Annotated in this window: 15 protein-coding genes, 1 pseudogene and 1 riboswitch; of the genes and pseudogenes, 3 read left to right on the forward strand and 13 right to left on the reverse strand. The window is 69.5% G+C overall.

Annotation, left to right across the window (positions count from 1 at the left end):
- Positions 1 to 45: 45 nt before the first annotated feature.
- Positions 46 to 327, forward strand: coding sequence for a type II toxin-antitoxin system Phd/YefM family antitoxin (locus tag IF11_RS0109535; RefSeq protein WP_030351051.1), 282 nt, complete (start codon positions 46 to 48; stop codon positions 325 to 327).
- Positions 324 to 593: a type II toxin-antitoxin system RelE family toxin gene (locus IF11_RS0109540; protein ID WP_030351052.1), complete on the forward strand. Its 270-nt coding sequence runs from the start codon at positions 324 to 326 to the stop codon at positions 591 to 593. The genes IF11_RS0109535 and IF11_RS0109540 overlap by 4 nt, the downstream gene beginning before the upstream one ends.
- Positions 594 to 625: 32 nt before the next feature.
- Here the strand turns inward: IF11_RS0109540 and IF11_RS0109545 are convergent, their stop codons facing one another.
- Entirely contained in the window at positions 626 to 979 is a 354-nt protein-coding gene (locus IF11_RS0109545; protein WP_037727410.1) for a cupin domain-containing protein, read from the reverse strand.
- 256 nt (positions 980 to 1,235) lie between these two features.
- A pseudogene (locus tag IF11_RS41970) lies at positions 1,236 to 1,322 on the reverse strand (transcriptional regulator); the annotation flags it as partial.
- A 274-nt stretch (positions 1,323 to 1,596) separates the two neighbouring features.
- Between IF11_RS41970 and IF11_RS42920 the strand changes: the two are divergent.
- Positions 1,597 to 5,397: a DNRLRE domain-containing protein gene (locus IF11_RS42920; RefSeq protein ID WP_106979136.1), complete on the forward strand. Its 3,801-nt coding sequence runs from the start codon at positions 1,597 to 1,599 to the stop codon at positions 5,395 to 5,397.
- 50 nt (positions 5,398 to 5,447) lie between these two features.
- Here the strand turns inward: IF11_RS42920 and IF11_RS0109555 are convergent, their stop codons facing one another.
- From IF11_RS0109555 to IF11_RS0109605, 11 genes are all read right to left on the reverse strand, one after another.
- On the reverse strand, positions 5,448 to 6,077 hold the full coding sequence (locus tag IF11_RS0109555; RefSeq protein ID WP_030351055.1) for an SMI1/KNR4 family protein: 630 nt from the start codon (positions 6,075 to 6,077) through the stop codon (positions 5,448 to 5,450).
- 96 nt (positions 6,078 to 6,173) lie between these two features.
- Positions 6,174 to 6,449 (reverse strand): hypothetical protein, encoded by a 276-nt coding sequence (locus IF11_RS0109560; RefSeq protein WP_030351056.1) that lies wholly within the window; start codon positions 6,447 to 6,449, stop codon positions 6,174 to 6,176.
- Positions 6,450 to 6,827: 378 nt separating this feature from the next.
- A complete protein-coding gene (locus tag IF11_RS0109565) occupies positions 6,828 to 7,793 on the reverse strand; it encodes a Ppx/GppA phosphatase family protein (protein ID WP_030351057.1) in 966 nt (321 codons plus the stop codon).
- The gene (locus tag IF11_RS0109570) at positions 7,790 to 8,341 is read right to left on the reverse strand and encodes a DUF501 domain-containing protein (RefSeq protein ID WP_030351058.1); all 552 of its coding nucleotides are present in this window, start codon (positions 8,339 to 8,341) and stop codon (positions 7,790 to 7,792) included. Before IF11_RS0109570 ends, IF11_RS0109565 begins: the two co-directional genes overlap by 4 nt.
- A 114-nt stretch (positions 8,342 to 8,455) precedes the next feature.
- Positions 8,456 to 8,929, reverse strand: coding sequence for an FtsB family cell division protein (locus IF11_RS0109575; RefSeq protein WP_030351059.1), 474 nt, complete (start codon positions 8,927 to 8,929; stop codon positions 8,456 to 8,458).
- 137 nt (positions 8,930 to 9,066) lie between these two features.
- Complete coding sequence (eno, locus tag IF11_RS0109580; protein ID WP_206300587.1) at positions 9,067 to 10,362, reverse strand: phosphopyruvate hydratase; 1,296 nt, start codon at positions 10,360 to 10,362, stop codon at positions 9,067 to 9,069.
- A 222-nt stretch (positions 10,363 to 10,584) separates the two neighbouring features.
- Positions 10,585 to 11,289, reverse strand: coding sequence for a transglycosylase family protein (locus tag IF11_RS0109585; RefSeq protein WP_030351061.1), 705 nt, complete (start codon positions 11,287 to 11,289; stop codon positions 10,585 to 10,587).
- 3 nt (positions 11,290 to 11,292) lie between these two features.
- A riboswitch (cyclic di-AMP (ydaO/yuaA leader) is annotated at positions 11,293 to 11,471 on the reverse strand.
- Between the two features lie 264 nt (positions 11,472 to 11,735).
- On the reverse strand, positions 11,736 to 12,659 hold the full coding sequence (locus IF11_RS0109590; RefSeq protein ID WP_063759148.1) for a transglycosylase family protein: 924 nt from the start codon (positions 12,657 to 12,659) through the stop codon (positions 11,736 to 11,738).
- A gap of 147 nt (positions 12,660 to 12,806) precedes the next feature.
- Complete coding sequence (locus IF11_RS0109595; RefSeq protein ID WP_030351063.1) at positions 12,807 to 14,087, reverse strand: cytochrome P450 family protein; 1,281 nt, start codon at positions 14,085 to 14,087, stop codon at positions 12,807 to 12,809.
- Between the two features lie 106 nt (positions 14,088 to 14,193).
- Positions 14,194 to 15,198 (reverse strand): nucleoside triphosphate pyrophosphohydrolase, encoded by a 1,005-nt coding sequence (locus tag IF11_RS0109600; RefSeq protein ID WP_030351064.1) that lies wholly within the window; start codon positions 15,196 to 15,198, stop codon positions 14,194 to 14,196.
- 109 nt (positions 15,199 to 15,307) lie between these two features.
- On the reverse strand, positions 15,308 to 15,964 hold the full coding sequence (locus tag IF11_RS0109605; RefSeq protein WP_030351065.1) for a SurA N-terminal domain-containing protein: 657 nt from the start codon (positions 15,962 to 15,964) through the stop codon (positions 15,308 to 15,310).
- Position 15,965: the final 1 nt, after the last annotated feature.

Here is a 15,965-nt window from a genome sequence, read left to right on the forward strand (position 1 = left end):
CCGATCCCGGATGCGGGTGTACACAGTCACGCGTACACTGGAAATATGAGCGAGAACCCTGTGACCGTCCGCGAAGCCCGCGCGCACCTCGCGGACCACATCAACCGTGCCGAGCAAGGCACCCCGACAGTGATCACCCGCAACGGAGCACCGGTGGCTGCCCTCGTACCGATCGCGGACTTCGACGCGCTGGAAGAAGCAGCCGATGAGCTGCTCGCGCGTGAGGCCGAAGAGGTCCTGGCCGATGGCGGCCCGACCGTAACGATGGCCGAGTTGCTGGCGGATCTTTTCACCGACCGCAGCGAGCGCACCGAGGGCGCGGCGTGAAATACGCGTTCCGCTTCACCACCGCCGCACAGCGCCAGCTGCGGGCCATCGACCGGCCTGCGGCTATGCGAATCCTGACCGCATTGACCGCGCTCGGCGACGACCCCTATCGCGAGGACGCCGACATCAAGAGGCTCACCGGCCCGTCGGGTCTCTGTCGGCTCCGGGTCGGTAGCTACCGCATCGCCTACCAGATCGACGATGGCGAACTCCTCATCCTCGTCATCAAGATCGGCGACCGCCGCGACGTCTACCGCAACCTCTGACAGGTGCCGCGACCGTTGTCCGACACCGACGCCTACTCCGCCGACGCCGGCCAGTAGCGGATCTCCAGCATCGTGCAGCCCGTCTCCGTCCGGTACGGACCGTGCGGCATTCCCGGCGGTCGGGACGCGTAGTAACCCGCCGTGAACGTGGCGCCCAGCGTCAGATCGTGCAGTTCGCCGTCGAGGAGGTAGACCTCTTCGTAGTACTCGTGCCGGATGACCCCCGCCTCGGAGGTGTCCAGGCCCGGAGCCCACCGGGCGAGACGAGTCAGCTCCCCCGCATCGCCGGGAGCCGAGCTGAGCACCCGTTCCGTGACACCTGGCTGCCCGTCGACGCCCTCCCACGGCAGGTCCGCCGCGTTGAGGAACTCATGCATGTCCTTCATCCGGCGGCCTCCGCCCACGCGATCCCGTCGAGCATGTCCTCTGTATCGGCACTGGTCTCGTGCTCGCTGGGACTGCCTGATCCCGCCTTGCTTGTTGTGCTCTTGTTGCCGGCGTCCCACATGGTCTTCGTCCTCCCACACCGGTTCGACGCGCCCTCGGGCGCACGAGGGACAGCTCGTCACCCGCTGAACCACCTGGGCCCTGTGCCCCGCTCCGGCGTGTGCCGGGGCGGGGCCATGGTACGTGCGGAGCGCGTCAACGCAGCGCGTCGATTGCCCGCACGATCAGCGCACGGGCGCCTGCCCCGTACACCGCCATACTCCGCAGCGTCTCAAACGCCCTTGTTTACAGAGCGAGGGTGATCGCCGCCATAATCCATGAACCACGCTCCGCGGTCGTCCTGATCACCGGCGTGCCCCCGGTGCGTACCGGTCCTGGTGACGGCCGGTGTGATCATTGCCGCGTTTGGCGGCGGTGTCCCGCCTCATGTCAGCGATCCCTGGGGACAGTTATCAACCGCGACTGATAACTGTCTGGGCCTGTCTGCTGTGTTCTGAGTAGCGTCCTGTGTTCGTACGCGTGTCGCATTTCTCTCAACGGAAGGACACACGCTTCAGTGTCATCACACAGACAACAAGGCTCACGGAGCCGGGCGCGCATCGCGGGCGGGGCGGCGCTGCTCCTGGTCGCCGAGGCCGCACTCATAGCCGGGGCCTCGCTGCCGGCCGGCGCGGCGCCCGCGCCGGAACCCGGTACCGCGAAGGCGGTCCAGCCGTCGAAGGCCGACATCCTCGCGTCGGACATCGCCTGGGCGGCCGAGCACGCGAAGGGCTCGATCGCCTGGGCCCTCACCGAGGCGAAGAAGACCGGCAAGAAGACCGTCGTCACCGACGAGACCACCGAGACGACGTACACCGTCGCCAACCCGGACGGCACCCTCACCAGCGAACTGACCGCCGGCCCCGAACGGGTCTGGAAGAACGGCGCGTGGAGGAAGGCCGACGCCACCCTCACCGAAGCCGCCGACGGCAGCGTCACCGCGAAGGCGCACCCGGGCGGCCTGCGCCTGGGCGGTAAGAGCGGCACCCCGGCGAAGTCGCTGCGCGCCGCGCAGAACGACACCGCACGTGACCTCGTCACCCTGGGCACGGGCGACGAGCAGGTGACGTTGAAGTGGAAGGGTGGTCTGCCCAAGCCCGTTCTGGACGGCACCACCGCGACGTACAAGAACGCCGTGCCCGGTGCCGACGTGATCGTCGAGGCCACCCGTACTGGCTTCGAGCAGTTCGTGGAGATCAACGAGCGGCCCACCGGCGCCTACTCCTACACCCTCCCCGTCGAGGCCAAGGGCCTGAAGGCGAAGGCGAACAGGGACGGCTCGGTCACCTTCACCGACGCCAGGACCGGCGCCGAGCGCGCCACCATGCCCGCCCCGGTGATGTGGGACGCCGCCGTCGACACACGCTCCGGCGAGCACACGAACCGCGCCCGCGTCGGCATGGAGGTCGTCGACAAGGGAGCCGGCAAGGTCGACCTGGTCGTCACCCCGTCGGAGGCGTTCCTCTCCGACCCGGACACAAAGTTCCCGGTCACCGTCGACCCGTCCACCTCCGCACTGGCGAACACCTTCGACACCTACGTGCAGCAGGGCGAGACCGTCGACTGGTCGAGCGACGTCGAACTCGACCTCGGCAACCCCGGCACCAAGAACCCCGACGGCACCCCGCGCAGCGCACGCTCCTTCATCACCTGGAACACCACCCCGATCCAGGACGCGCTGATCGTCGACACCAACCTGTCGCTGTGGAACTTCCACTCCGGCAACACCGACTGCACCGCTCAGAAGTGGACCGTCTGGGACACCAGCGCGGCATCCACCTCGTCCCGGTGGACGAACCAGCCCACCTGGAACCAGGAGTACCACTCCTCCACCGAAACCAAGGGCTCCCCGGACTGCGCCGCCCAGCCCGACGGCTGGATCAACGCCGACGTCGACGCCCTCGTCCAGTCCTGGGCGTCCGCGAAGGCCACCCGCGGCCATATGGGCCTGCGCGCCACCACCGACGACATCAGGGCGTGGAAGCGCGTCAACTCCGCGAACAACACGGCCAATCAGCCCAAGCTGTCCGTCACCTACAACTACCGTCCCTCGGACGGCACGGACCGGCAGGCCGGCGCGCCGTTCAAGTCGTACGCGGGCGTGTGGGCGGTCAACACCACGACCCCGACCCTCCGTGACACCTTCACCGACGCCGATGGCGACACCGTCAACGGCACCTTCCAGGTCTACGACGCCGCCACCGACACCCCCATCACCACCCCGGCGGGCGAGGGCCTGATCGTGTCGGGCTTCGTCGCCGCGGGCAAGCCGGCCTCCGTCACCGTCCCGGCCGGACAGCTCAAGGACGGCAAGACCTACAAGTTCCGCACCAACGCCTACGACGGCACTCACTACAACCTCAACTGGTCCCCCTGGACCCAGTTCGTCGTCGACACCACCGCACCCGGCGAGCCGCAGAGCGTCAGCTCACAGACCTACCCGGAGGACTGGGGCGGTGGCTCGGGCGTCGCGGGCACCTTCGACGTCACCACCGGCGCCCCGGACGCCAACGAGGTCCAGTACCGCCTCGACCCGTACGAGGACGACGCCGCCGACCACGGCTGGCAGTCGACGCGCACCACCACCGGAACGGCGAGGGCCGCGGCTCCGGATGCCACGTACACCCTGACCCCGGCGGCGGACGGCAACCACATCGCGCAGACCCGCACAGTCGACCGGGCGGGCAACGTCGGCCCGATCAAGGACTACGGGTTCACCTCCGGAACCCGGGACTACAACCGCGCGCAGAAGATCGACATCGCGATCCCGAACCTGGATCCCAACGCCGCACCGCCGGTCCTGACCGACACACCGCAGGCGCCGCCGAAGCCCGACGGCTCAGATTCCGGCTGGAAGGGCTGGGAGCCCCGTACCTTCTCCAAGGGCGGCACGGAGATCACCGTCACGCCCAAGATGGAACGGTCCCTGGAGGGCACCCGTAAGGCGGCCCAGGCCCTGCGCACCAGGGCGCCGTCCTACCCCGACCCGATCATCAAGGGCGCATGGTGCCAGCCGTCGCTGTACGGCGAGGCGCAGAAGTCGCTGATCACCCGTAACGAGGCGTGCCTGTTCTACGACGTGGGCTACCGGGTGACCTACATCTACCAGGGGCTCCCGGTCGCTACCTACCGCGCCTCCTTCGAGTTCGCCTTCCAGGTCACCACCGACCCGAAGACGTCGGAGATCAAGACCTGGATCCAGATCAACCCGACCTACAGCAACTTCCCGCCGGACGACCGGGCCGTGCTGCTCGGTGACGGCGGGGAGGACGCCTTCATCGACTCCATGTGCTTCAGCGACGGTTGCGAAGGCGGAGCGGGAGCGAAGAACTTCGACTTCTACAACGACCTGAGCTGGCAGGGCGGCGGTGAGTACGACCCGACGGACAGCCACATGGCCACCGGCACCGCCGACCACAAGTGGAACGGCAGCGTCAACAACGCCGGGGGTACGCGCGACGTCGATCTGTCGAAGGAACTCCCGGTCTGGTTCGTGGGCCACTTCGTCACCGAGTCGGGCCCGCCGGACGGCAAGGGCGACAAGGAACTGGACACCGGACCATGGCGTTCCCCCGGCATCGATGTGCGGTGCGACAAGGTCACGGCGAACGGTGCGGATGCCGGTTGCGTACTGCCGCAGTACCTGCCCGAGTACAAGTTCAACACCGCCAAGTACCCGTCGGCGGCCGCGCATGCCTGGCTGATCCAGAACAAGTCGACGGTCAAGGGAAGCGGCAAGGACCGCTCCGACCCGCTGCAGTACCTCGCGAGGAAGGAGCGCAACGAGTGGTCGTACGAGCGGAAGGACAACCGTGACAAGGTGATGTGCCCCAAGTCGCGCTCCAAGCGGACCGACGGCTGGGTGCCGGACAAGCCGTTCCTCAAACACCCGTGGACGGCTCTGCACCCGGAGATCACCGAAGGGGCCGCCGAGGCGGTGTCCTGCGACGAGTTCCCGTTCTCCTCCACCTACCAGTCACCGGGAGTTCCGGCGGCGAACGACGGACAGAACCCGGCCGGTCCGAACGGCGGCGGCGAGTGCATCCAGACCGTCGCGGCCAAGACGGACGACGGCAGCGAACACCTTCTGGACGACACTCGGTACGACGCGCCGACGTTCAAAGAGAACTGCGGCCGGTCGTCCATGTCCCTGAAGGTCAACTCCGGTTCGATGAATCTGGACAACTTCTACGAAGGGTTCCTGAAGAAGTTCCGGATGATCGACAAGGACGGGTACACCCTCGACCCGGGCAATGCCTGGTTCAAGGGCTGCGACACCACCAAGGCTGACCTCGTCTGCACGATGGCCAAGCCCTGAGTACCAGGCCGGTCGGCACCGGACCCCGGCCCGGTGCCGGCCGGCCGCGTTCAGTGAAGTGGCACCCAGTCGTCGGCGGCCCGCGTGAGCCACGAACTCTCCGGGTCGTCCCAGATCAGGCAGCCGTAGACGATGCCCGGCACCTCCGACGAGCCCATCAGATCAGCGGGCCCCGCGGTCAGGGTGCGGTGAACGGCCGTCAGGTAGGCGGCGATGGACGGGTAGCGCGGAGCGTCGATCCCCTCGGGGAGTTCCCAGGAGCCGACGCCGTCGGGGCCCGCGTAGTGGCCGGACTCGGGCCCGGCTTCGTCCCGGGTGAGCCAGGGAACGACCGCCGCGCCCCACCCGTGGTCGCCGCCGAGAAACACCGCGGACATCGCCTGCCCCGGAGTGAGGACGACTCCGCCCGGGAGGAAGGCCCCCGAGGCGACCTCCTCCTGCTCGTCGCCTTCGATCTCCTGGTGCTCCACCCCACCGCAGAGCCGCCACAGCGCCGTCAACTCGGCAGGCAGTCCGTACCCGAGGCGTTGCCTCAACTGACCGTCCGCCGCGGCGATGTCCTCCTCCGGCACCGGCGGCAGCAGGGAGGCGTACGACGTGGGCGCGTGCTCCGCCAACCAACGGGTGAGAGCGTCCCACGCCTCGGCGAGGGCTTCGTCCTCAGGGCTTCGAATCGGCATTCGCCCACCGTAGCAACGGATGAGAACGTGCTGCCCAACACACCCGCCCCGCACCCTCGTTCGGGCGCGGGGCGGGCGTGCCCGGTGGCATCCGCGTCAGGACCGGCCCGCCACCAGCAGGTCCGCCTTGTCGGCCTCCTCCGCCGCCGCCCGCTCGCGCGGACCCCAGGTCTCCCGCGTCGTCGGCACACCCAGCAGTCCCACCAGACCGATGACCACGTAGAACCCGGCCGGGCCCGCCCAGTCGAACGTCTCCGCCAGCAGCACCGCCAGGAACGGCGCGAACCCGGCCACGGACGCCGCGATCTGGTAGCCCAACGAGGCACCTGACGTACGGGTGTTGGTCTTGAACAGCTCCGCGAACCACGCCACCTGCGTACCGGTCAGCGCCGCGCGGATGACACCGATCGCGACCAGGCAGATCAGCTACGGCAGCTGTAGATAGGTCTGCCGGCGCTCGTCGCTGCTGGTCAGCGGCTTGAAGAGGTGGTTGCGGGCACGAGGAACGCCGTGAGCTGACCGGCGTCCCCGACGAACTGTGCCTCGCCACCAAGCCGCAGCTGGCCGAAGACCTGCTCCCCGATGCCGAGGTCACGGCGTACTCGTGCCAGTTCGCCGACACGCTGACGGCCGAGCCCCTGCGTTCTCGCGTGCTGAACGCCACAAGGTAGTGCCGACTGCCGGACACAGCTCGGCTCCGGTACCTGCGGAGGTACCAGGACTCACTGTGTGTCAGGGCATCACCGCAGGTCAGTCGTGCTTTCCGCCTGCGTGAATCTCCTCTGCCACTTCGAAGGCGATGCCGTCCAGGATGTCGTGTTCGCTGACCACGACCTCCTGGGCGCCGGTCCGTTCCATGATCGCGAGGAGTACCAGGGCGCCCGCGCCGATGACGTCCACCCGGCCCGGGTGCATGACGGGGATCGCGGCGCGCTCCGCGTGGGTGGCGTGGAGCAGGCGGGTGGCGATCTCCTGGACCTGGTCGTACGGGATCAGGGAGTGGTGGATCGCGGCGGAGTCGTACTCGGACAGGCCGAGCGCGATCGCGGCCACCGTGGTCACGGAACCGGCCAGTCCGACCAGGGTGCGGGCCTCGCGCAGCGGGACCGTCTCTTCCGCCAGGTCGAGGGCCGCCTCGATGTCGGCGCGGATCGCGGCGATCTCCGTATCGGTGGGCGGGTCGCTGATGACGCCGTCCCGTACGAGGTGACGCTCGGTCAGCCGTACGCAGCCGATGTCCACGGAGCGCGCCGCGCGCACGTGGTCGTCGCCGACGACGAACTCGGTCGAGCCGCCGCCGATGTCCACGACCAGGTAGCTGTCCCCGTCGACCGGGCCCAGTTCCTTCGTCGCGCCGGTGAAGGAGTACGCCGCCTCCTGGTCGCCGGTGATCACCTCGGGCTCCACGCCCAGGATGTCCAGCACCCCGCTGACGAACTCGTCGCGGTTCTCCGCGTCGCGCGAGGCGGAGGTGGCGACGAAGCGGACGCGCTCGGCGCCGTGTTCCTTGATGGCGGCGGCGTACTCCCGGCAGGCGGCGAAGGTACGTTCCAGCGCCTCGGGGGCGAGCCGGCCCGTCCTGTCCACGCCCTGGCCGAGGCGGACGATCTTCATCCGGCGGTCGAGGTCGACCAGTTCACCCGTGTCAGGGTGCGCGTCGGCGACAAGTAGGCGGATCGAGTTCGTACCGCAGTCGATGGCCGCGACCCTGGTCATTCCTTGTCCCCCTCATCACCGGACGGATCGGATACGCACGGCGTCACACACGGGCCCTTGGCCCACCACTCCGGCAGCATCGCGATCGCCTCGTCGCCCAGCGGGTTCACCCCGGGCCCGGCCGCCAGCGAGTGGCCGACCAGGACGTGCAGGCATTTCACCCGGTCCGGCATGCCGCCGGCGCTCGGGAAGCCCTCCAGGACCTCGATGGCGTCGCGGCGCGCGAGGTAGTCCTCGTGGGCCGCGCGGTACGCGGCGGCCAGCTCGGGGTCGGCCGCGAGGCGCTCGGTCATCTCCTTCATGACGCCGTTCGCCTCCAGCGTGCCGATGGCCGAGGCCGCGCGCGGGCAGGTGAGGTAGTACGTCGTCGGGAAGGGGGTGCCGTCGGGGAGCCGCGGGGCGGTCTCGACCACGTCCGGCTGGCCGCAGGGGCAGCGGTGCGCGATGGCGCGCAGGCCGCGCGGCGGGCGGCCGAGCTGTTCTTTGAATGCCGCGACGTCCGCGTCGGTGGGTTCCGTGCGTTCGGTCTGCGGAGGGGGCGTGTCCATGCCTGCCTATGTATGTGCGGTTCTCGGGTGTTCTGTACTTCTCGGGTGTTCTGTGCTTCTCGGGTGTTCTGTGGTTCTCGGGCTGAGTCTCTTGTGTCCGACCGTATATCCGGGCTATCTGTCCGGGCGGTCCGCGTTGTCCACGCCGTCCAGCACGTTCGAGTACCAGGGGCGGCCCGCCGCCCCCCGCTCCTCGCGGCGCTGCTCGCTCACATCCGGGTCGATCACGGTGTAGCCGATCTCCCCCGGCATCACGTAGTGCAGATGCTCCCGGGCCAGCCGCTGGATATACGCGTCGTCCTGGAGCCGCGCCTTCTCGTCGCGCAGCTCCTCGACCCGCTGCTTCGCCTCCCTGGCCAGCCGCTCCTGGTCGGCGATCTCGTTCCGCTGCGACACGTACTGCCGCATCGGATACGCGAGCGCCACCACCAGTGTGCACACGACCAGGGCGAGGAAGGCGGCCCGGCCGGTGAGCCGGGAGCGGCGGTCCTGCCTGCGGTTCTGCGAGCGGTAGACCCGGGCGGCCGTCTGCTCGCCGATCAGCCGCAGCCTGGTCGCGGTGGAGAACCGGTCCCGGTTCCCGGCCATGGCTCGCCTCCCCTGTTACGTCCCCTGTTGTACGTACGTCCCCGGACACGGTACGGGACCGCGACCGGGGACGTACGGACGACGGGCGGAGCCGCCCCTCGCCCTCGTATCCACAGAGTCAGGAGGAACGCATCCTCTTAATTGTTCGCGGAGCGAAAGCGCGGGAACGCGCTGCGGCCCGCGTACACCGCCGCGTCGTCGAGGATCTCCTCGATACGCAGCAGCTGGTTGTACTTGGCGACGCGCTCGGAGCGGGCCGGGGCGCCGGTCTTGATCTGGCCGCAGTTGGTGGCGACGGCGAGGTCGGCGATGGTGACGTCCTCGGTCTCACCGGAGCGGTGGGACATCATGCACTTGAAGCCGTTGCGCTGGGCCAGCTCGACGGCGTCCAGGGTCTCGGTCAGCGAACCGATCTGGTTGACCTTGACGAGCAGGGCGTTGGCCGAGCCCTCCTCGATACCGCGGGCCAGGCGCTCCGGGTTGGTGACGAACAGGTCGTCGCCGACGATCTGGACCTTGGAGCCGAGCTTGTCCGTGAGGACCTTCCAGCCGGCCCAGTCGTCCTCGAAGAGCGGGTCCTCGATGGAGACGAGCGGGTACGCGGCGACGAGCTCCTCGTAGTACTCGGTCATCTCAGCGGCCGAGCGGGACTTGCCCTCGAACTCGTACGAGCCGTCCTTGTAGAACTCGGACGCGGCGACGTCGAGCGCGAGCGCGATGTCGCGGCCGGGGACGTAACCGGCCTCCTTGATCGCTTCGAGGATGAGGTCGAGCGCGGCGCGGTTGGACTCCAGGTTCGGCGCGAAGCCGCCCTCGTCGCCGAGGCCGGTGGAGAGGCCCTTCTGCTTCAGGACCTTCTTGAGGGTGTGGTAGACCTCGGCGCCCCAGCGCAGCGCCTCGGAGAAGGACTCCGCGCCGATCGGGGCGATCATGAATTCCTGGATGTCCACGTTGGAGTCGGCGTGCGAGCCGCCGTTCAGGATGTTCATCATCGGAACGGGCAGCAGGTGCGCGTTCGGGCCGCCGAGGTAGCGGAAGAGCGGGAGGTCCGAGGCCTCGGAGGCGGCGTGCGCGACGGCGAGGGAGACGCCGAGGATGGCGTTGGCGCCGAGCGACGACTTGTCCGGGGTGGCGTCCAGGTCGAACATCGCCTGGTCGATCAGGCGCTGCTCGGTGGCGTCGTACCCGACCAGCTCCGGGCCGATCTGCTCGATGACGGCGAGGACGGCCTTCTCGACACCCTTGCCCTGGTAGCGGTTCTGGTCACCGTCGCGGAGCTCAAGGGCCTCGAACGCACCGGTGGAGGCACCGGAGGGGACAGCAGCACGACCCGTGCTGCCGTCGTCGAGGCCGACCTCGACCTCGACCGTGGGGTTGCCTCGGGAGTCGAGGATTTCCCGGGCTACGACGACGTCGATGGACGGCACGAGCATCTCCTTCTGGGATGTGACGCTTGGAGTGCAGGGTCTCATTGGCCTTGCGCCAAGAGACTAACCGGCTCGGGGTCGTCGGTCGGCCGGTGCCCGCCACCTAAGACGAAATGAGGCCCGATTCCCCCACCGGCGGAGCCACCTGCCTGTGGGCGGGCCACAGCCGAAACCCCGGCCCGGCGCGTACGGGGGATTACGCGCCCGGCCGGGGTGGTCTCGGGTGGGTCAGCTCAGGTGGAGCTGCTGGCCCGGGTAGATCACGTCGGCGTCGCTGACGATGTCCTTGTTCAGGTCGAACAGCTTCTTCCAGCCGCCCTTGACGTCCTCGGCCTCGGCGATCTTGGAGAGGGTGTCGCCGGACTTGACCTTGTACTCGCCGTCACCCTTCTTGATCGTGGTGGGACGGCTCTCGCCGCGCGAGACCGGCTGGGCCGCGCCGCGCGTGGTCTCCCGCTGCTTCGGCTGCGCCTGCTGCGTGGGGGCCTGCTTCCGGGTCTGCTGCTTGGGCTGCGCCTGCTTCTGGGTGTTCTGGGTGGCGGAGCCGCCGTCGTACGCGGCGCTGGACAGGCCCACGCCACAGTTCGGCCACGCGCCCTTGCCCTGGCCGGCGAGGACCTTCTCGGCGACGGCGATCTGCTGGGACTTGCTGGCCTGGTCGGCGCGGGCGGCGTACGCGGTACCGCCGTAGGCGGCCCAGGTGGACGGCGTGAACTGGAGGCCGCCGTAGAAGCCGTTGCCGGTGTTGATGGACCAGTTGCCCCCGGACTCGCACTGCGCGACCTTGTCCCACTCGGAGGCGGTCGCGGCGGAGGCCGAGGTCGCGCCGATCAGCGGGGCGGCGACGGCGGCACCGGTGACCCCGGCGAGCGTGGCGTAGCGGACGGCCTTCGACGGACGGCGGTGCTTGGCCTTGCTGGAACGCAGCAGCATGGAACATCTCCTCACCGACGCCTACGAGGTCAGCTGTCGGGTTCGGGCCAAGTGAGTTGCCCGGCCATGTGCTCTGTCGCACCTGGCTTCACCCCGAGCCGGTCCTCAGCCGTCTCTCGACGACCGGGGCCCGGCGGCGGAACCTTTGGGTCCCCCGCTCCTGCCTACGGCGCATGACGCGTCGGTTACTCCCCCCGACCGACGGCAGGATTCGGCGTGACGGTCGACGGGGCCCGCGGTGCGAGCGGTTCAGACCGTAATCACAGGTCTGCCCGTTGTTCAAAGGAGCACATCAAGGAAAAATCGCCCTTACCTCCCCCTGGGGCGACCCCATTTACGCAGGTGGGAGAGGAAACGGCCCAACCGGCGGAGCAAAAGACCCCAGTTGCGGCAAAGAGACCCTTGTCTCACTTTCGCAGAAGCGGACATAGGACCGCTAACTGCCCCTACTTCACGCCGAGATCAAGGGTCTGGCCAGGAAGGATCAGGTCGGGATCGGCGCCGACGGTGTCCTTGTTCGCCTCGTAGAGCGCGGTCCACCCGCCGGGCACCTCGCGTTCGTCGGCGATGAGCCAGAGGCAGTCGCCCACGCGGACGGTGTACTCACCATCCACCGCGCCCGAGCCTTCCGCCCTGTCCGTCACGCCGTCCGCGTTACGTGTCGATCCGTCACCTCGCGAGGCATGACGGCCAGATTCACGCTCTTCGCCCGAATTGCCCGGTACGGAGTCATTCGGGGCGGCGTCGCCGCGGTGCTTGCCCTTGGCGGCGTCGGCGGCGGAGCCCGCGGACTCGGCGGGAGCGGGCTCCTTCGTACCGTCGGGGGCCGTGGCGTCCGGCGCGGACGTGTCCGAGGAAGCGTCCGACGGGGCGGCGCTCCCGGTCTTCCCGGTCTTCCCGGACGCCTCGGAGGGCTTGGCGGCCCCGGACGACCCGGGTGCCGTCTCCGGCGTCGCCCCGGGCGTCGTGCCGGGGTCCACGCTCGGCGCGGCGCTGCCCACCGTCAGCCCGGAGACCGCGGCGCAGCTTGCCCACGCCTGCGGACCCTGCGCGTCGAGGATCTTCTCGGCTATCGCGATCTGCTGCGAGCGGCTCGCGAGGTCGGCGCTGGCCGCGTACTCCGCGCCGCCGAAGTCGTCCCAGGTCTCCTGGGAGATCTGGAGTCCGCCGTAGTAGCCGTTGCCGAGGTTCGCGCTCCACATGCCGCCGCTCTCGCACTCGGCGACGCGGTCCCACGTGGAGGCGTCCGCCGCACTGGCACCGGCGGCACCGAGCAGCGGAATGGCGATCGCGGAGCCGGTCACCCCTGCCGCGACGATCAGAGCGGGGGCCTGGCGAGGTCGACGGTGTCGGCCGTTCCCGGAGCGCATGCGATTGCCTTCCGTGTGACTGATGTTTCGACTGCTGCGTGTGGCGGCTGAGTTTTCGAGAACGTAGCGGTACTCGAACTGCTGTCACAAGTCGATGCAGCAGAGATCACGTGAAAGTCACAGTCTTGACGGATCGTCAGCAAACCTTCAGCCGGACAATGGCGTGAACTGCACCGGAAGCGTACGCAATCCACGCATGATGAGCCCTCCGCGCCAGCGCAAATCGGCAGGATCTCCCGCAAGCCGCACATCGGGCAGCCGGGTCAGCAGGGTGGCGAGCGCGGTCTGTCCCTCCACCCGGGCGAGCGGCGCGCCGAGGCAGTAGTGGATGCCGTGGCCGTAGCCGAGGTGCTGATTGTCACGCCGGGAGAGATCGAGCGTGTCCGGATCCGTGAAGCGCTCGGGGTCACGGTCGGCGGCGGCGAGGACGACCAGGACCGCGTCGCCCGTGGCGATCCGCTGTCCGCCGAGCGTCAGCGGCTCGGTCGCGTACCGCCAGGTGGCCAGCTCCACGGGACCGTCGTACCGCAGCAGTTCCTCGACCCCCGTCGCGAGCAGGCCGGTCTCGCCCGCTTCGAGCGAGCGCTGGAGCAGCGCGCGCTGCCCGGGGTGGCGCAGCAGGGCGAACATGCCGTTGCCGATGAGGTTCACGGTTGTCTCAAAACCGGCGAACAGGATGATGAAGGCCATCGCCGCGGCCTCGTTCTCGGTGAGATGCTCGCCGTGGTCGCCGGCCCGGATGAGTCCGGAGATCAGATCGTCGCCGGGGTCGGCCCGCTTGCGGTGGATGAGATCGGCGAGATAGCTCCGTATCTTCTTGACGGCGCGCCCGACCCCGCCCCGTGGCCCGCCCGAATGTCCCGGCTTTGAATGTCGCAGCATCATCCCCGCCCAGTCGCGGAAGTCGTCCTGGTCCTCGCGCGGCACCCCGAGCAGATCGCAGATCGCGTAGATGGGGAGCGGGAACGCGAAGTCATGGATCAGGTCCGCCTCGCCCTTCGCGGCGAAGTCGTCGATGAGCCGGTCGGTCAATTCCTGTACGCGCGGCGCGAATTCGGCCACGCGGCGGGGCGTGAACGCCTTGGAGACCAGCCGGCGCAGCCGGGTGTGATCGGGCGGATCGATATTGAGCAGATGTGTCATCAGCTCCGCCTTGCGCTCGCCGGGGATGCCCGTCTTCCCCTTGGCGTGCGCGGGCCCGGCGTGATGCGTGGGGTTCTTGGAGAGCCGCGCGTCGGCGAGGGCCTGCCTGGCGTCCACGTACCGCGTCACGAGCCATGCCTCGACGCCACTGGGCAGCGCGGTCCTGTGCACGGGCGCGTGCTCGCGCAGCCAGGCGTAGGCGGGGTACGGATCGGTGGCGAACTCCCAGGTGAACAGCTCGGGAGCGGGCGTGACCGGGGGTACGGAGGCGGGCTGGTGGCGCATGCCCCGACATTAACGGGCGTCACCGGCGGCGTACGGGCCGCCGACGGCGTACCGCGTACAGCCGGCTGCCGTACCCCGCCCCCGCCTCCCTGTACGGCGTGGCCCTCTATACGGCGTGGCCCTCGGCCGTGCGGATCGCGTCCCTATATACGCGCGCCGCCGCGCGCAGTGCCGCCTCCGGGTCGACGCCCGCCTCCTCCGCCCGTACCGCCAGGGCCAGCAGCTCGTAGCCGACGCCCTCGCCCTTCGGGAGGGGGACGTCGAGACGGGCCGTGCGGGTGCGGCCCGCGAGTTTCGCGGCGAGGGCGAGGCCGGGCTGTCCGAGGGGGACTCCGTCGGTGACCGAGTCGCGCTGCTTCTCGACCGCTTTCATCCGGAGCCAGTGCGTCTTGACGTCGTCGGGGGTCTCGGCGGTCTCGTCGCCGAAGACATGGGGGTGGCGGTGGATGAGCTTCTCCACGATCGTGCCGGCGACGTCGTCGATGGAGAACGGCCCGCCGTCCTCCTCGCCCTCCGCCGCGGCACGCTCCTCCGCGATACGGGCGTGGAAGACGACCTGGAGCAGTACGTCCCCCAGCTCCTCGCGCAGTTCGTCGGCGTCGCCGTCCTCGATCGCCTCGACGAGTTCGTACGCCTCCTCGATGGCGTACTTGGCGAGCCCCTGATGCGTCTGGGTCGAGGACCACGGGCACTCGACGCGGATGCGGTCCATGACCTGGACGAGGTCGAGCAGCCGGGCGCCGGGCAGGTCGTACGAGCCGGGGAGCAGCTCCAGGTCGGGCATCTTCACCCGGCCGGAGCCGGCCAGCCGCGCCAGGCCGTCGGTCAGCCGCGCGTCGGTCCCGTCGCCCTCGCTGGAGGGGACGACCACGACCGTACGGCCGCCGGCGCAGGCGTCGACCAGCTCCTGCGCGGTGGGCGCCGCGTGCTCGACGGTGATGCCCGCCTCGCGCAGATAGGGCAGCTGCGGATGGCCGGCGTCGGCGCACAGCACCGCGTCGGCGGCGTGCAGCAGCTGCCAGGCGGGCCAGGACAGCAGCCCGGGGGCGACCCGGTGGCTGGCGGTCAGCAGGACGATACGGCCGGGGGCGGCGGAAGCTTCGTCTGTCACCTCTCGAACCTACCTCCGGCGCCCGGCCGCCCCGCCCGCGGGCCGTGACCGTCCCACGCCCCTCCCGAACCTTCGGGTCAGCTGCCCGCCGGATCAGGTGCCGGCCGGATCAGGTGCCGGCCGGCTGCTGCTCCGGCGTCTCGCTGGTGAGCTGGGTGATCCACGGCGTCTTGGCCTCGCCCAGCCTGACCTGCTTGTTGTCCCAGCTGCCGTAGCGCGGATTGACGTCGATACCGAGCTGCTCGGATGTCTTCGTCAGCTCGGCGAGGACCGTCTGCTGGCCCTGCGGCGTCGTGGTGTTCGCGCCGAGCGCCACGGCCAGCTTGGTCAGCAGCACCTCGCGGCGGATCGCCGCCTCGATCTGGTCCGCGGAGAGCGCGCCCTGCTGGAGCAGCATCGCTGCGAACTGCTTCTCCCCGCCGGACTGGGCGGCGGCCTGCTGCCGGGTGGTCTGGATCTCCTTGCGGCTGATCGTGACCCCGGCGTTGTCGGCGGCCTTCTCCAGCACCCGGTCGAAGATCATGCTGTTCAGCTTGGCCTGGCTGAGCTGCCCGGTGTTCTTGATCAGCTGCTCGGACTCCGGCGCGCTCCGCTGCGCGTCCCTTACGTCCCGTACCTGGGCCTGGAGCACGGACACCTCGATCCGCTGGCCGCCGACGACGGCCGCCGCTCCGGGGTGGGCTTCGTTGCCGCAGGCGGTGAGGAGTGGGGCCGCGGCGAGAAGCGCGACGGAGACGGAGAGCGCGGTGCGACGACGGCGGTGCAAA

The organism is Streptomyces scopuliridis RB72, assembly GCF_000718095.1.
Lineage (GTDB): Bacteria > Actinomycetota > Actinomycetes > Streptomycetales > Streptomycetaceae > Streptomyces > Streptomyces scopuliridis.

Bases quoted from the DNA above. Each gene is read 5' to 3' on its own strand.
- IF11_RS0109535 (WP_030351051.1), top strand. From the start codon at position 46: ATGAGCGAGAACCCTGTGACCGTCCGCGAAGCCCGCGCGCACCTCGCG.
- IF11_RS0109545 (WP_037727410.1), bottom strand. From the start codon at position 979: ATGAAGGACATGCATGAGTTCCTCAACGCGGCGGACCTGCCGTGGGAG.
- IF11_RS0109555 (WP_030351055.1), bottom strand. From the start codon at position 6,077: ATGCCGATTCGAAGCCCTGAGGACGAAGCCCTCGCCGAGGCGTGGGAC.
- IF11_RS0109565 (WP_030351057.1), bottom strand. From the start codon at position 7,793: ATGACCAGGGTCGCGGCCATCGACTGCGGTACGAACTCGATCCGCCTA.
- IF11_RS0109570 (WP_030351058.1), bottom strand. From the start codon at position 8,341: ATGGACACGCCCCCTCCGCAGACCGAACGCACGGAACCCACCGACGCG.
- IF11_RS0109575 (WP_030351059.1), bottom strand. From the start codon at position 8,929: ATGGCCGGGAACCGGGACCGGTTCTCCACCGCGACCAGGCTGCGGCTG.
- eno (WP_206300587.1), bottom strand. From the start codon at position 10,362: ATGCTCGTGCCGTCCATCGACGTCGTCGTAGCCCGGGAAATCCTCGAC.
- IF11_RS0109585 (WP_030351061.1), bottom strand. From the start codon at position 11,289: ATGCTGCTGCGTTCCAGCAAGGCCAAGCACCGCCGTCCGTCGAAGGCC.
- IF11_RS0109590 (WP_063759148.1), bottom strand. From the start codon at position 12,659: ATGCGCTCCGGGAACGGCCGACACCGTCGACCTCGCCAGGCCCCCGCT.
- IF11_RS0109595 (WP_030351063.1), bottom strand. From the start codon at position 14,087: ATGCGCCACCAGCCCGCCTCCGTACCCCCGGTCACGCCCGCTCCCGAG.